This window comes from Nocardia sp. 852002-20019_SCH5090214 (assembly GCF_001665865.1).
In the GTDB taxonomy this organism is placed as follows: Bacteria; Actinomycetota; Actinomycetes; order Mycobacteriales; family Mycobacteriaceae; genus Nocardia; species Nocardia nova.
This window is the reverse complement of record NZ_LZMK01000372.1, coordinates 13061-28179: the sequence shown is the minus strand read 5'-3', so window position 1 is coordinate 28179 and position 15119 is coordinate 13061. Positions and strand designations below refer to the sequence as shown.

16 protein-coding genes are annotated in these 15119 nt (G+C 67.6%); 4 read left to right on the top strand and 12 right to left on the bottom strand.

Annotated elements, in window-relative coordinates; genetic code table 11:
- The first annotated feature begins 17 nt into the window (after positions 1-17).
- Positions 18-1241, top strand: a complete 1224-nt coding sequence (locus A5780_RS30360; protein WP_064906844.1) for a Rieske 2Fe-2S domain-containing protein — start codon at positions 18-20, stop codon at positions 1239-1241.
- Entirely contained in the window at positions 1241-1558 is a 318-nt protein-coding gene (locus A5780_RS30355) for a hypothetical protein (protein ID WP_030517286.1), read from the top strand. The genes A5780_RS30360 and A5780_RS30355 overlap by 1 nt, the downstream gene beginning before the upstream one ends.
- Positions 1559-1700: 142 nt before the next feature.
- Here A5780_RS30355 and A5780_RS30350 read toward each other — a convergent pair whose 3' ends face one another.
- The 6 genes from A5780_RS30350 to A5780_RS30325 all read right to left on the bottom strand — a co-directional run bounded on the left by A5780_RS30350 (position 1701) and on the right by A5780_RS30325 (position 6584).
- Entirely contained in the window at positions 1701-2108 is a 408-nt protein-coding gene (locus A5780_RS30350) for a cupin domain-containing protein (RefSeq protein ID WP_063006833.1), read from the bottom strand.
- 119 nt (positions 2109-2227) lie between these two features.
- Positions 2228-2833 (bottom strand): TetR/AcrR family transcriptional regulator, encoded by a 606-nt coding sequence (locus tag A5780_RS30345; protein ID WP_064910663.1) that lies wholly within the window; start codon positions 2831-2833, stop codon positions 2228-2230.
- Positions 2834-3151: 318 nt separating this feature from the next.
- Positions 3152-3637: a hypothetical protein gene (locus tag A5780_RS30340; protein WP_063010070.1), complete on the bottom strand. Its 486-nt coding sequence runs from the start codon at positions 3635-3637 to the stop codon at positions 3152-3154.
- Positions 3638-3813: 176 nt separating this feature from the next.
- Positions 3814-4863, bottom strand: a complete 1050-nt coding sequence (dmpG, locus tag A5780_RS30335; protein ID WP_062994502.1) for a 4-hydroxy-2-oxovalerate aldolase — start codon at positions 4861-4863, stop codon at positions 3814-3816.
- Positions 4864-4876: 13 nt separating this feature from the next.
- On the bottom strand, positions 4877-5788 hold the full coding sequence (locus A5780_RS30330; RefSeq protein ID WP_030517291.1) for an acetaldehyde dehydrogenase (acetylating): 912 nt from the start codon (positions 5786-5788) through the stop codon (positions 4877-4879).
- Between the two features lie 10 nt (positions 5789-5798).
- Positions 5799-6584: a 2-keto-4-pentenoate hydratase gene (locus tag A5780_RS30325; RefSeq protein WP_063010072.1), complete on the bottom strand. Its 786-nt coding sequence runs from the start codon at positions 6582-6584 to the stop codon at positions 5799-5801.
- Positions 6585-6736: 152 nt separating this feature from the next.
- Between A5780_RS30325 and kstD the strand changes: the two genes are divergently transcribed.
- A complete protein-coding gene (gene kstD, locus A5780_RS30320) occupies positions 6737-8440 on the top strand; it encodes a 3-oxosteroid 1-dehydrogenase (RefSeq protein ID WP_082856678.1) in 1704 nt (567 codons plus the stop codon).
- Positions 8441-8564: 124 nt separating this feature from the next.
- On the top strand, positions 8565-9428 hold the full coding sequence (locus A5780_RS30315; protein WP_030517294.1) for a MaoC family dehydratase: 864 nt from the start codon (positions 8565-8567) through the stop codon (positions 9426-9428).
- Between the two features lie 272 nt (positions 9429-9700).
- Here the strand turns inward: A5780_RS30315 and A5780_RS30310 are convergent, their stop codons facing one another.
- The 6 genes from A5780_RS30310 to zapE form a co-directional block, all read right to left on the bottom strand.
- Positions 9701-10150 (bottom strand): hypothetical protein, encoded by a 450-nt coding sequence (locus A5780_RS30310; RefSeq protein ID WP_030517295.1) that lies wholly within the window; start codon positions 10148-10150, stop codon positions 9701-9703.
- Positions 10147-11421 carry a DUF58 domain-containing protein gene (locus A5780_RS30305; protein WP_064910637.1) on the bottom strand — a complete coding sequence of 425 codons (1275 nt, stop codon included), beginning with the start codon at positions 11419-11421 and terminating at the stop codon, positions 10147-10149. The genes A5780_RS30310 and A5780_RS30305 overlap by 4 nt, the downstream gene beginning before the upstream one ends.
- Positions 11418-12380 (bottom strand): MoxR family ATPase, encoded by a 963-nt coding sequence (locus A5780_RS30300; RefSeq protein ID WP_030517297.1) that lies wholly within the window; start codon positions 12378-12380, stop codon positions 11418-11420. Before A5780_RS30300 ends, A5780_RS30305 begins: the two co-directional genes overlap by 4 nt.
- 49 nt (positions 12381-12429) lie before the next feature.
- On the bottom strand, positions 12430-12924 hold the full coding sequence (locus A5780_RS30295; protein ID WP_064910661.1) for a hypothetical protein: 495 nt from the start codon (positions 12922-12924) through the stop codon (positions 12430-12432).
- 5 nt (positions 12925-12929) lie between these two features.
- On the bottom strand, positions 12930-13868 hold the full coding sequence (locus tag A5780_RS30290) for a DUF4129 domain-containing protein (protein ID WP_231509402.1): 939 nt from the start codon (positions 13866-13868) through the stop codon (positions 12930-12932).
- Between the two features lie 113 nt (positions 13869-13981).
- Positions 13982-15088: a cell division protein ZapE gene (gene zapE, locus A5780_RS30285; RefSeq protein WP_231983151.1), complete on the bottom strand. Its 1107-nt coding sequence runs from the start codon at positions 15086-15088 to the stop codon at positions 13982-13984.
- Positions 15089-15119 lie beyond the last annotated feature (31 nt).

Here is a 15119-nt window from a genome sequence, read left to right as displayed (position 1 = left end):
CCAGAGGAGGGATGACGATGGCAGAAACCGCACAGCGGAGCGGGAAGGTCCGCGAGATCGACGTCGGCTCGACACCGACGCGGTACGCGCGGGGCTGGCATTGCCTGGGCCTGGCCGAGACGTTTCGCGACGGTAAGCCGCATGCCGTGCAGGCTTTCGGCACCAAACTCGTGGTGTGGGCCGACAGCAACGACGAGCTGAAGGTGCTCGACGCCTACTGCCGCCACCTGGGCGGCGATCTCAGCATGGGCGAGATCAAGGGCGACTCCATCGCGTGCCCGTTCCACGACTGGCGCTGGGGCGGCAACGGCCGCTGCACCTCGATCCCCTATGCGCGCCGCGTGCCGCCGCTGGCCCGTACCCGCGCCTGGACCACCCTCGAGCGCAACGGCCAGCTGTACGTCTGGCACGACCACGAGGGCAACCCGCCGCCGGACGACGTCACGATCCCCTACATCGAGGGGCCCTACACCGATGCCGACGGCAACCCGGTGGAGGAGCGCAACAGCGATTGGACCCCGTTCACCTGGAACACGATGCTGATCGAGGGCGCCAACTGCCGCGAGATCGTGGACAACGTGGTGGACATGGCCCACTTCTTCTACATCCACTTCGCCTTCCCGACGTACTTCAAGAACGTCTTCGAAGGCCACGTGGCCACGCAGTTCCTCGAGACCAAGGGCCGTCCGGACATCGGCATGGCCGCCAAGTACGGCGGGGAGACGCTGCTGAAGTCGGAGGCGTCCTACTTCGGGCCGTCCTACATGATCAATCCGCTGACCAATATCTACGGCGGCTACCAGATCAAGGTCCAGCTGATCAACTGCCACTACCCGGTCACGCAGGATTCGTTCGTGCTGCAGTACGGCCTGTCGGTCGAGAAGCCCAAGGGCATCGACGACGAGACGGCGGAGAAGCTGGCCAAGTCCATGACCGACTTCTTCGGCGACGGCTTCCTGCAGGACGTGGAGATCTGGAAGCACAAGTCCAAGATCGACAACCCGCTGCTCTGCGAGGAGGACGGCCCGGTCTACCAGCTGCGCCGCTGGTACGACCAGTTCTACGTCGACGTCGCCGATATCGACCCGAAGATGGTGCAGCGCTTCGAATTCGAGGTCGACACCACCAAGGCCAACGAGCACTGGGAGGCCGAGGTCGCCGAGAATCTGCGGCGCAAGAAGGAAGAAGAAGAGGCGGCCGGCAAGACGGACCCTGCCGTCAAGCAGGAGGCGGGTGCCTGATGGTCTCCTGGGCGAAAGCACCCGATTTCGCGGACCGCCCGGAACGCCGGGAACAGGTGCGTGCCCAGACGGTCGTCGACAAGCAGCGCTATCTCGAAGACGGCCTGACGCCGGTGGCCTGCCGGGCATGCGGAGTGGAAGTCCTGGTCCGCAAGTCCTCCTCGCACCAGCGCTCGGTGCAGTGGACGGTCAGCCCGGCCGAACACTGCCCGGTCTTCGCGAAGCTGGCCGGGCCGGGGCGGCCGGATCCGTGCCCGGACCTGGAGAAGTCGATCCAGTATGCGATCGATGAGGGCATCCTGGCGATCGACGAGTAGGCAGGCGTGTTGCTCAGGCCCGCCCACCGTATTCGACAGGGATTCGGTGGGCGGGCCTGAACTATTCTTCGTGCAAACCTCCGCGCGAAAGGCGGAAATCGCGCCGAATCACCGAGGTTTGCACGATTTGTTCACCCGGCGATCAGTCCAGCCGGAAGTCCGCGAAATCGAATCCGGGCGCGACCACGCAGCTCACCAGCACATATTCGTCGCCGGCCGGACGTGCGGCCTGGCTGACACCGGCGGGCACCACGGCCTGCAGGAGTTGTCCCCGTTCGACGTCGGGGCCGAGAATCACTTCGTCGCCGCCGATGTTCAGCAGCAGCGGACCACCGCGCTGCCACAGCCAGATCTCGTCCGAGCGCACCGTATGCGGCGCGGAACGTTCGTGCGGCAACAGCAGAAAGTGGATGGCGGTGGCGGACGCACGCGGCCCGTCGTAGCCGTCCGGCTCGAATTCGACCGGGCTGCGGTAGGTTTCGCGGAACCAGCCGCCTTCGGGATGCGGTTGCAGATCCAGCGCCTCGGCCAGCGCGGGTCGTTCGGACATCGTCGCCTCCTGCACAGTTGTCGTCCCCCGGATTGTGCGCGGCTACGGCCGACGCCGCGAACTCGGCGGCATGGCGCCGGCTCGCTGCCGCGGATCGGCGCAGACGTTCCGGCGGTGGGTCATCGCGCGTCGCGCCCCACGCTGTAGGCCATCGCGACGTGAGTGAACAGAGTGGTGCGCTGTTCTCGGACGGCGGGGTCGTCCGGTTCGAGCAGGCACTGCTGCGAGGTTCCGTCGTGCACCGCGACCACCGCGCGGCCGAGGCCCTCGCGGTCGGTGACGGTGCGTCCGGCGCGGTTCAGCAGCGCCTCCAGGACCGGCAGCAGGGCCGCCACGATGGCGTTCTCCCGCGCGACCATCACCCGCCGCAGCGGCGGATTGCGCAGGGCGTGGGCGGTGAATTCGGCGGTGATGCGAAACCACTTGTCGTCCAGCGGAACCGCCCGCAGCACCTGCTCCACACCGGCGCGCAGGTCCTGGACGTCGGCGCCGGTCTCCGACTCGAGCACTCCCGTCAGCTCGCGCAGCATCTCGGCCGAGCGCAGCTCCCACATCGCGAGGAACAGCTCTTCCAGCGAGCTGAAGTTGGAGTAGAACGCACCCCGGGTGAACCCGGCGCGCTCACAGATCTGCTCGACCGTGCAGCGACCGAACCCCTCTTCGGCGAAAGCGTCGAAGGCGGCGTCGAGTAACCGCTGCCGAGTTTCGGCCCGCCGCTTGGTCATTCGCGGTTCGCGCGTCGCTACGCCCCTCGGACCGGCGACATCACCGCCGGAAGCGGCCCCTCCCGGCGTTCCCGATTCGGCCGATGCGTCGCGGCGGCGTTGCGATGTCCGGCCGCGCCCGGCCTCGGACGAATTCCGCGCACCGACCGACGTCACGAACGCTTCCTCTCCATGGACACGTGGATACACGAGTGTATCAACCTGTCTGTTCCCGGTTGCCGATCGAAACGACCCGGTCGATCCGCCCGGCCGCACGAACGACCGCGAGCCGCGAACGTCGGAGCGTTCGCGGCCCGCTGAGCCGGTTCCGTGCTGCCGTCAGCTGAGGTTGGTGCCCGACCAGCCGAAGTTGAAGGTGTGTCCCTTCGAGCTGCACTGCACGGCACCGCGTCCACCGGCACTGCAGGTGGCGCCGCCGTAGTTGATGACGCCGCCGTAGTCGTAGCCGTCGGACGCGGGCCCCGAGTCGATGGAGCGGCTGCCGGCGCGTCCGAGCGGGCCGGTCAGACCGAAGGTCGGATGCGCCGGGAGGAACGGCAGATCGATGGCGACGTTGTTGATGGGAATTCCGAACAGGTAGGCGATTCCGGGGCTGATATCACAGCCCACATCACCGTTCGGGTGCATCGAGCAATTGGCGTATCCGGCACTGAAATACACCGTGTCGCCCACCAGGTAATCCGCCGGATTCTGCACGGTGGGCCCGTTCGCGGCGACGAACGGCTGCGCACCGGCCACCGCCCCACCGGCCATCGAAATCGCGACGGCGGCAACGGATCCACCGATCAACGCCCGCATGTTCACAGCAACTCCTCTATTTGTCCGAACGATTACCCGAGAACAGAATTGCTTGCCGCGCAATGGTACAGCGCGTCCCAGACCCATAATTCGGATCGGTTCGGACCGCACGCGCGTTAACGGCGGAACACGAGAACGGGCCGCGAACGACTCACGTTCGCGGCCCGTCGATCTCGATATGCTCAGGCGGAGGCGGTCTGTTCCCGCTGCAATTCCAGCGCGATGTCGATCAACTGGTCCTCCTGGCCGCCGACCAGCTTGCGCTTACCGGCGCGCACCAGCATTTCGGCCGCCGAGACGCCGTAACGCTCGGCTTGACGCTCGGCGTGCTTGAGGAAGCTCGAGTACACCCCGGCGTAGCCCATCATCAGGGCCTGGCGGTCCAGCAGGCATTCCTGCGGCATCGCCGGGCGCACGACATCCTCGGCGGCGTCGGCGATCGCGAAGAAGTCGATACCGGTCTTGATGCCGATCTTGTCGGCGACGCCGACGAACGCCTCGACCGGGGTGTTGCCCGCACCGGCGCCGAAACGCCGCGCGCTGCCGTCGATCTGCTTGGCGCCGGCCTTCACCGCGTAGATCGAGTTGGCGACGGCGAGGTCGAGGTTCTCGTGGCCGTGGAAGCCGACCTGGGCGTCGTCACCGAGTTCGGCGGCGACCGCGGCGATGCGGTCGGACACCTGGTCCAGCACCAGCGCACCGGCGGAGTCCACGACGTAGACGCACTGACATCCCGCGTCGGCCATGATGCGCGCCTGCTTCGCGAGCACCTCCGGCGGCTGCGAATGCGACATCATCAGGAAGCCGACGGTTTCCATGCCGAGGTCGCGGGCGTAGCCGAAGTGCTGGATCGAGACGTCGGCCTCGGTGCAGTGGGTGGCGATGCGGACGATGGACGCGCCGTTGTCCTGGGAGATCTTGATGTCCTCCTTGACGCCCACGCCGGGCAGCATGAGAACCGCGATCTTGGCCTGCTTCGCGGTCTGCGCCGCGATCGTGATCAATTCCTGCTCAGGGGTTTTGGAGAACCCGTAGTTGAACGAGGAACCACCCAGGCCGTCACCGTGGGTCACCTCGATCACCGGCACGCCCGCGGCGTCGACGGCCGCGACGATATCGCGCACCTCGGTGGCGGTGAACTGGTGACGCTTGTGATGGGAACCGTCGCGCAGCGAGGTGTCGGTGACGCGGACGTCGAGTTCCTGGGAGAACGGCTGCAATACGTAGTTCATGATCTGGTCCCTCCTAGACCCGAGCCGTGAGGATCTGTTCGGCCATGACCTCGCCCACCCGGGTGGCGGCGGCGGTCATGATGTCGAGGTTGCCGGCGTAGGGCGGCAGGAAGTCGCCCGCGCCCTCGACCTCCACGAAGACCGAAACCTTCGCCATCCCACCGGAAATCACGCTCGGCTCGTCGAACTGCGGTTCGTTGAGCAGGCGGTAGCCGGGCACGTACTCCTGGATGTCGGCGACCATCTTGTGGATGGATTCGCTGATCGCATCGGTGTCGGCATCCTCGGGAATGGCGGCGAAGATGGTGTCGCGCATGATCATCGGCGGCTCGGCCGGGTTGAGGATGATGATCGCCTTACCGCGCTTCGCACCACCGATGGTCTCCACACCCTTGCTGGTGGTCTTGGTGAACTCGTCGATATTGGCGCGAGTACCCGGACCCGCCGAGACCGAGGACACCGAGGCGACGATCTCGGCATAGGGCACCTCGACCACGCGCGAGACGGCCGCGACGATCGGAATCGTCGCCTGCCCACCGCAGGTGATCATGTTGACGTTCGGGGTGTCGATATTCGCGCCCAGATTCACCGGCGGCACGACCGCCGGGCCGACCGCGGCGGGGGTCAGATCCACCGCGCGGATACCGGCCGCCTCGTATTTCGGCGCGTATTCGCGATGTACGTAGGCCGAGGTGGCCTCGAAGAGCATGTCCGGCTTCTCCGGCAGCGCGAGCAGCCAGTCGGCGCCCTCGTGCGAGGTCTCCAGACCCAGCCCGCGGGCGCGCTTCAGCCCCTCACTGTCCGGATCGATACCGATCATCCAGCGCGGCTCGATCCGCTCCGACCGCAGCAGCTTGTACAGCAGATCGGTGCTGATGTTGCCGGAGCCGACGATCGCGGCTGTCACCTTCCCGTTGTCAGTCACTTGATCTCCCTCAGCTGAATGTCAAACGGACGGAACCGAGTCCAGCGAACTCGGCATGGAAGTCGTCACCCGGGCGGGCGTCGATGGCGCGGGTGCAGGAACCCGGCAGCACGATGTCACCGGCCTTCAACCGCACCCCGAACGAGGCGACCTTGCGGGCCAGCCACGCCACCGCGATGGTCGGATCGTCGAGCACCGCGTCGCTGCGGCCCTGCGCGACGACCTCGCCGTTGCGGGTCAGCGTCGCGTCGATCGCCTTGATGTCCAAGGTATCCGGGGCCACCCGCTCCGGACCGAGCACCCAGCCGGCCGAGGAGGCGTTGTCGGCGATGGTGTCGCACAACGCGATATTCCAGTTCTTGATGCGGGTGTCGATCAGCTCGATCGCGGGGGCGTAGGCCACCGTCGCGGCCAGCACGTCGGCCTCGGTGCACTCCTCGCCGGGCAGATCCGCGCCCAGCACGAAGCCGACCTCGACCTCGACGCGCGGGAACAGGTACTTCGACGTGTCGACCGGAACATCCTCGAACACCTGCATATCGGCGAGCAGATGGCCGTAGTCGGGTTCGTCGACGCCCATCATCTCCTGCATGGCCTTCGAGGAGAGCCCGACCTTGTGGCCGACCACCTTCGCGCCGTCGGCCAGCCGCTGCCGGATGTTGATGAGCTGAATCTCGTAGGCGTCGACCACATCGATCGCCGCATACCGCGTGACCAGCGGATCGATCGGCACCCGGTCTCGTTCGGCGACCGCGAGCTCCGCGGCCAGTTCATTCCGTACCGCGTCGGACAGCACGCTTGTTCCTTCCATTGGGGCGCTCGGTCTGGTGACCAGCCGGTGAGCGGGATACAAACTGAAACGAGTTTTCCTGCATTTTCTCGTGTCAGCAGTCCCATCTGCCAGACCAATATAGACCGAACCTGATCTGATTCTATAACGTGTTCTACATGACTGATCGGGAATACGACGTGGTGGTGGTCGGCAGCGGCGCCGCCGGGATGACCGCCGCCCTCGCCGCCGCGCACCACGGCCTGCGTGCGGTGCTCATCGAGAAGGCCGCACACTACGGCGGTTCGACCGCGCGTAGCGGTGGCGGTGTGTGGATCCCCGGCAACAAGGCGCTCCAGGCGTCCGGCCGGCCCGATGACCGGGAGGAGGCCCGCCGCTACCTGCACAGCATCATCGGTGACGTGGTGCCGAAGGAGAAGATCGACACCTACATCGATCGCGGCGCGGAGGCCTTCGACTTCGTTCTCGATCACAGCCCGCTCCGGATGACCTGGGTCCCCGGCTACTCCGACTACCACCCCGAGGCCCCGGGTGGCCTGGGCTCCGGCCGCTCCTGCGAGCCGAAGCCGTTCGACCTGAAGGTGCTCGGCGCCGAGGCGGCCAAGCTGGAACCGCCGTATGCGAAGGCCCCGCTGAACGTCGTGGTCATGCAGACCGACTTCGTCCGACTGAACCTGATCCGCCGCCACCCGAAGGGCATGATGCGGGCCATGCGCGTCGGCGCCCGCACCTACCTGGCGAAATTCACCGGCAAGCACATCGTCGGCATGGGCCAGGCGATCATCGCCGCGATGCGCAAGGGCCTGATGGACGCGAATGTCCCGGTGCTGCTCGACACCCCGCTGACCAAGCTGATCACCGACGGCGACCGGGTCGTGGGTGTCGAGGCGACCGTCGACGGCGAGCCGACGATCTTCAAGGCCCGCTACGGCGTGGTGCTGGGCACCGGTGGTTTCGAGCACAACGCCGAGATGCGCGAGCAGTACCAGCGCAAGCCCATCACCACCGAGTGGACCACGGGCGCCGCGGCCAATACCGGTGACGGCATCCGGGCCGGTATGGAGGTCGGCGGCGACATCGGATTCATGGAGGACGCCTGGTGGGGGCCGACCATCTTCAAGGGCGGCAAGCCGTGGTTCGCGCTGGCCGAGCGCAATCTGCCCGGCGCGATCATGGTGAACGCCGACGGTAAGCGATTCGGTAATGAGTCCGCTCCTTACGTCGAGGCCGTGCACACCATGTACGGCGGCAAATGGGGTCAGGGTGACGGTCCGGGCGAGAACATCCCGGCCTGGCTGGTATTCGACCAGCGCTACCGCAACCGCTACATCTTCGCCGGGCTGCAGCCGGGCCAGCGCTTTCCGTCCCGCTGGATGGAAAACGACAACATCGTCAAGGCCGACACCCTCGAGGAGCTGGCCCAGCGTCTCGGCGTGCCGGCGGACAATCTCGCCGCCACCGTCGCCCGCTTCAACGCCTTCGCGGAAAAGGGCGTGGACGAGGACTTCGGGCGCGGCAAGAGCCACTACGACCGCTACTACGGCGATCCGACGGTGAAGCCGAACCCGTGCCTGGCGGCCCTCGTGCAGGGCCCGTTCTACGCCGCCAAGATCGTGCCCGGCGACCTGGGCACCAAGGGCGGCCTGGTCACCGACACCGCGGCGCGCGTGCTGCGGGCGGACGGCAGCGTGATCGAGGGCCTCTACGCCGCCGGCAACTCCTCGACCCCGGTCATGGGCCACACCTACGCCGGTCCCGGCGCGACCATCGGACCCGCGCTGACCTTCGGTTATCTGGCGGTCATGGATATCGTCGAGAAGGCGCGCGAGGAGAAGGCCCCCACCGGCGCGGCGAGCAAGTAGAACCGTTCAGTGGGACATCCCCTACCGTGCGCCCGGCCCGGCCGAGACGAATGGAGCCGGGCGCACCGGGGACGCCCTCGGTCGCCGCGGGTGCGATCGCGACGTGGCGGAGTAAGGAAAGATCATGCCGATTGACTTGAAAACCGCTCTGGGAGCGGAACTTCCGGCCCAGGAGTTCTCCTGGACGCCGTCGGATGTGCAGCTGTACCACCTGGGCCTGAGCGCCGGTACCCGCTGGACCGATCCGGGTGAACTGCGATATCTCGACGATCGGGAGCCGCAGGTGCTGCCGACCTTCGCGACCGTCGCACCGACGATGCGGGTCACCGAACCGCCGAAGGTGAGCTATCCCGGCGTGGAGATCGATCTGGCCAAGGTCGTGCACGGCAGCCAGGAAATCGTTGTGCACCGGCCGATTCCGGCCGAGGGCAAGGCGAGCAGCACCGGGCGGATCACCGAGGTGTGGGACAAGGGATCGGCGGCGGTGATCGCACACGAGACGGTGATCACCGGATCCGACGGGCAGCCGCTGTGGACGGCGCGTTCCTCGATCTTCGCCAAGGGCGAGGGCGGTTTCGGTGGTGAGCGCGGCCCGAGCACCAAGGCCGAACTGCCCGATCGGACCCCGGATTTCGAGGTCCTCACCCCGACACTGCCGCAGCAGGCGCTGCTGTACCGCATGTGCGGTGACCGCAACCCGCTGCATTCGGATCCCGAATTCGCCCGCGCCGCAGGCTTTCCCAATCCGATCCTGCACGGCCTGTGCACCTACGGTCTGGTGTGCAAGACCGCGACCGACACCGTGCTGGACTCGGACGCGAGCCGGGTGACCGGCTTCCGGGCGCGGTTCGCGGGAGTGCTCTATCCGGGCGAGACGATCCGGTCGCGGATCTGGCGCGAGGGTGACGAACTCGTCATCGGCGCCACCGTGGTCGAACGCGAGGACGCCCCGGTGCTGAGTGATGTGCGGTTGAGTTTCTCGGCCTGATCCCGGGTGCCCGGCCGCCGAACGAGAAACCGCCCGACCGGCAGTGCCGGTCGGGCGGTTTCGTCTCATCCCGGTTCGCTGATGTTCCGGGTGGTGCCTGTCGGCGTCAGTCCGGGAAGCCGGTGGCGAACAGGCCGGCGATCGCGACGGAACAGATGACAGCGATGATCGGGATAATCCACATGCCATCAGACTACAAGGTGTAGTAGGAAACCACGACATCGCGTAGTAGGGCAAACACCCTGGTTGTGGGGTATATCACGCTCGTTCGACTACGTCGGTTCCGCCGAATCCGGAGCGTCCCCGCGCACTGTCAAGCCCTGCACGATCGCGGCGTACAAAACGATGACCAGCACGGGCGCGGCCAGCGGCAGCCAGGCCAGCCGTCCCGGAATCAGCGTTGCGAGCACCGCCGCGGCGGCGAATCCGAGCGCGCCGATCACCGAGGGCAGTGTGGTGGGAACCACACCCGCCGGGGCGTGCAGCGTGGCGGTGTTGAGCAGATAGGTGGTGGCGACCAGACCCGTCCCGGCGGCGGCCAGTGCCCCGGTATCGGCCCACGCCAGCGCACCGAGCGCGATCAGCACCGCCACCACCGCGACCGACCGGAACCACCAGCCCGCGACCACCGTCACGAACACCGGAATCGCGGCCCACGGCAGCACGATGCCCACCGCGGTGGTCAGCAGCAGCCCCGACAGCACGGCCAGAAATCTCGTCATCGCTTCACCCGCACCATTCGCCGATGTTCGGGCAGCAGGCGCATCGCCTGGTCGAGGCGTGCCCCCTCGGGCCAGGGCACGATATCCACACCGACCGTGCCCATGTCGCGGTACATCGCGGTGCGTTCCAGCTGCCACATCCGGGCCAGCGTCGGATCCAGCCCGTCCTTGAACGGCGTGCCGCGCAACACGTCGACCACCACCACGGCATGTCCGCGTTTGCGCAGGTCGATCAGGGCCAGCGCGAATTCGGTGTCGAGCAGGGTCGAGAACGCGACCACGACCGCGCCGATCGGTACCGCCGTATGCGGGGCCAGGGTGCCGACATTGGGAATGTGCTCGTCGCCCACGCCGAGCACCGTGTCGATGATGCGATAGAACTGGCGGCGTCCGATATCGGGCCGCAGCCAGCGCGGCGCGCGGCCCAGGCACACCACGGCGGTACGGTCGCCCGCCTGCAGCGCGGTCTGCGCGACCTGTGCGGCGCCGCGCACCGTCAGCTCCATCGAATCCGAGGCCGGACCCGGCGCCTGCAACGACGTATCCACCAGCACAACGACATCCGCGGCGCGATTGGTGAGCCGTTGGGTGACGTACAACCGGCCGCGACGCGCACTCACCGGCCAGTTGACGATGCGCAATTCGTCACCGGGAGCGTAGGCGCGAATATCGGCGTATTCCACGCCCGGACCGTGCCGGCGGGTCAGATGGGTACCGATCCGTTCCGGAAGTTCGGTGCGCGGCAGGCGCATTCGCTGTGGGTCCGCGATCGGATATACGTAGACCTCGCCGGCCGCGACACTCGCCGCGGCCTGGGCCAGACCGGCCGGACTCAATGCCGTCAGCCGCACGGTCACCGGATAGCGGCCCCAGCGCTGCGTGGACAGTGCCAACCGCAGGCCCGCCGGAGCCGGTCCGGAATCGGACGACTCCTCCACGCGCACCTCGAGTCCGTTCGCCTCCTCGGGGCGACAGCGCAGCAGCGCATGTCCCTGTTCGACGAAGGCGGCGACCGCGAGTTCGACCTCCTCGGATTCGAAGCAACGCAGCACTCCCCCGCCGTCGACCTGAATCCTGGTGCGCGACAACTGAATCGGCGCGGTCGCCAGCACACCCAGCATCGGCGCCGCGAAGACCGCCAGCTGCCAGCGCTCCAGCATGATCGCCGGCACCAGCGCGACCGCGGCGGCGACCGCCAGCATGTACACCAGCGGCGCGGGCCGCCAGCGCAGATCGACCTCGCTCGCCGAGGTGGTATCGCGATGTCTCATGTCACCGTCGCGCGCGGTACGGGCAGACGGCGGAGCAATTCGGAGATGACGTCCTCGCCGCGGATCCGGCGCACCCACATCTCCGGGCGCAGCGTGATCCGGTGCGCCATGGCCGGAACCGCCAGCGCCTTCACATCCTCCGGGATCACGTAGTCGCGTCCCAGCAGCAGCGCCCGGGCGCGCGCCATCTGCACCAGATCCAGTTCGGCGCGGGGGCTCGCACCGACCTCGACCTGCGGATGACCGCGGGTGGCGGCGGCCAGGGCGACCACATACGTCACCACATCCGGGTGGACGGTGACGAATTCGACCGCCTGGCGCATCTCCACCAGACCTTGCGCGTCCACCACCTGACCCACCTGCGGGGTGACCGCGCCGCGTTCGAGCCGGCGGCGGATCATCTGGGTCTCGTCCTTCTCCGACAGATATCCCAGCCGTAACTGCATGGCGAATCGGTCCAACTGGGCCTCGGGCAGCGGATAGGTGCCCTCGTACTCGATCGGGTTGTCGGTGGCCAGCACGATGAACGGCTGTGGCAGCGGGAAGGTTTCGCCGTCGATACTCACCTGCCCCTCGGCCATCGCCTCCAGCAGTGCGGCCTGCGTCTTGGGCGGTGTGCGGTTGATCTCGTCGGCGAGCAGCATGTTGGTGAACACGGGCCCGCGGCGGAAATTGAACCGCCCCGAGGCCATGTCGTAGATGGTCGAACCGATCAGGTCCGCGGGCAGTAGATCCGGGGTGAACTGCACGCGCGTGAAGTCCAACCCCAATGCGGTGGCGAACGATCGGGCGATGAGCGTCTTACCCAAGCCCGGTAGGTCCTCGATCAGGACGTGGCCGCCCGACAGCACCGCGACCATGATCAGCTGCAGCTCATCGCGCTTGCCGACCACGACGCGGGCGATCTCCCGCAGCACCGCATCGGTGCGTTTGATGGTCACATCCAAAGGTGTCGTCATATCCGATCTCGCACTAGTTCCAACCCATTTCACATGTTCTGCAAGCGGCTCACATGCTCTGCAAGCGACGTAGAATCTCGTCCAGTGCGGCCCGGCCCGGCGCGCGCGAGGTCTGATCGCGCGGCGACGAATTGGCCGGATCCACCCAGCGCCACAGCTCCGGACCGAACTGCAGCCGTCCGGCGGCCTCGGTGGCCTTGCGGTTCTTCGCGATCCGATGCCCGCTGGACAGTTCGAACTCCTTGGCCAGCAGCGGGCGCAGATAGCGATCCCAATCGGCCCGGGTGCCGTCGGCACGGGTCGCGAGCATCTGTGCCCGCGCGTGCCAGCGGCTCAGCATTTCGGCCGGGCCGTTCTCGAAGTCGTGGTCGTCGAGGTCGGCGCCGGCCTGGGCCCGAGAACGCGCGACCAGCGACCACAGCAGTAGTGCCAGAGCCCCGAGTACCGGCACCCCGACCAGAATCGGCAACATCTCGCGCTGGTTGCTCAGGCCGACCAGCTCGATCAGCGCGATCATCAGCACCGCGCCGACCACGATCGTCATCCGGGTCACAGCCGCGCCCCCTGCAGATCCGCCAGCACGATGCGCAGCAGTTGTTCAGCGCGCATGCGCTGCCATTCCAGGATCGAATGCGGGCTGAACCGGGCCTCCTCGAACAGCGTCACGAGTTCGCGGGCCGAGGCGTCGTGCAGGACACCGCGATCGAAGGCCCGAGCCAGCACCTCCGAGGGGGTATCGGAGATCAGTGGCGCCACCTCGCGAGCCTGCGCCAGACCGCTTTCCATCGCGACGTAACAGGCGATGATCGCGGCGCGCGCGTCCTTGCCCGAGGCCATCATCGCGGCCAGGCCCATCTCGGCGACCTGCGCCAGCGAGACCGGCGCATCGGCGGCCACGGGTGGGGGCAGCAGCGCCGGCGCGCCCCGGCGATCCCGGGCGCCGAAGGCCACCACGCCGAGACCGAGGATCGCGACCGCCACCAGCACCGCGGCGCATGCGCCGACGAACAGCAGGGCGTGGCCGCTCAGCTCCGGGCTGCCGGAGAACGGCTGGGTGGTCGGCGGCGCGGTGGTTTCGGGCTGCTGTGCGGTGGCGGGCGGATTCGATCGCGGCGCGGCGGCTTCCTCGCGCCCACCGGCGAGCAGATACACCGCCCAGACGATCGCGGTCAGCACGGCCGCGACCGCGGTGCCGATGAGGACCACGATCCCGAACCGGCTCAACCGGAACGGCTGCCGCTTACGGTCACGGTCGACCTCGGCCATCGCCAGCGGCAGGTGGTGCTGGCTGGTCAGCACCCCGGCCAACAGGATCACCACCGACACCAGCGACAGCACCGGCATGAGTGCCACCGTCACCGCCGAGGGCGGGGACGGTGCATGCGGACCGCCGGTACCCGGCAGGTATCCGCGCAGCGCCAAGACGACGCACGCCATCAGTGCGATCAGCCCGATCGCGCGTGGTATCGCCGTTCTCACCCCGGCCACGGGCCTCTCCCAGAAAACATCCGAACTGCACAAACAGGCACATCGTTACATGCCGAACGGTCCGTGAGGAGGGAAATCGTGACACCGGACGGTGACCGATCCGGTCTATGCCCCTAGCCGCCAGTTGACAGCCGAAGAAACTGTGACCACGCACAGCATTCGGGCTCCTCGACGGCACGTCCGTCCAAACGAACGCACTTCACTTCGGTGGACGCCGACGGGTGCTCGGTCACCGCGCTCCGCGACTCGGCCGACTCGACGACGCTCGCCGGGCGAGCGCCGGGCAACCGGCCCAGCCGGCTCGCGGTGCGGTCCAGATCCGGGGCGGCGGCGACGTCGCGGATCAACTCCGGCAGCGGAACCTCGGCGTAGAGGGTGAGTGCCAGATCGGCGTCGTAGAGCACGTCGACGAGGTTGACGAACCGCGTCACCGCGTCGACCGGAACCCGCCGCAGCGGCGGCACCGCGCACAGGACCCAGCGCCGGTAGGTGTGGGTGAGGGTCAGGAAGTCGATGGCCGACAAGGGCTTCGCGCAGATCTGGTCGAAGTCGACCACCAGCAGGTCCGCCTCCGCAGTTCGTGCTCGGAGCCGGAGGTGCGCGATCGGCACCTCGGCCGGCCGGTCGGCGCCGGGCCGGCGCCCGCGCACATAGCGCCCGCTCGCGAATCCGGTCCGGGGATGGTCCCCGCGGGCACGGTAGTCCTGCGGCCCGTCGACCGCGAGCACGGCCAGATGCGCACGCAGCAGGGCGATGGCAGGTTCGAATTTCGCGTGCGTCAGCGGATTGGGCAGCAGCTCCTCGGGCGGATAGTTCGAGGTCGCCACCAGCACGATGCGGCGCGCGAACAGGGCCTCGAGCAGCCGGGTGATCAGCATGGCGTCGCCGACGTCGTGCACGTGGAATTCGTCGAAACAGATCAGTTCGGTGTCGCCGAGTACTGCGTCCAGCGCGGCCGGCAGCGCGCCGGATTCGGCGATCGCCATATGAAGCCGCGCGAAGAACTGGTGAAAGTGGAAGCGGCACTTACGTGTCGAATCCACCCGATCGAAGAACTCGTCCATGAGCATCGTCTTGCCGCGGCCGGGACGACCGTGCAGATAGACCCCGTGCGGGACAGGCCGCGGGAACGACCACCGGCGCCGGCCCCATCGCCGGGCCACCGTGGCCAGTGCCGCCGCGGCTGTGCGCTGATCGTCATCGAGAACCAATCCGTCCACGGTCTCCACCCTCCTGAGGGCTCTACACCCG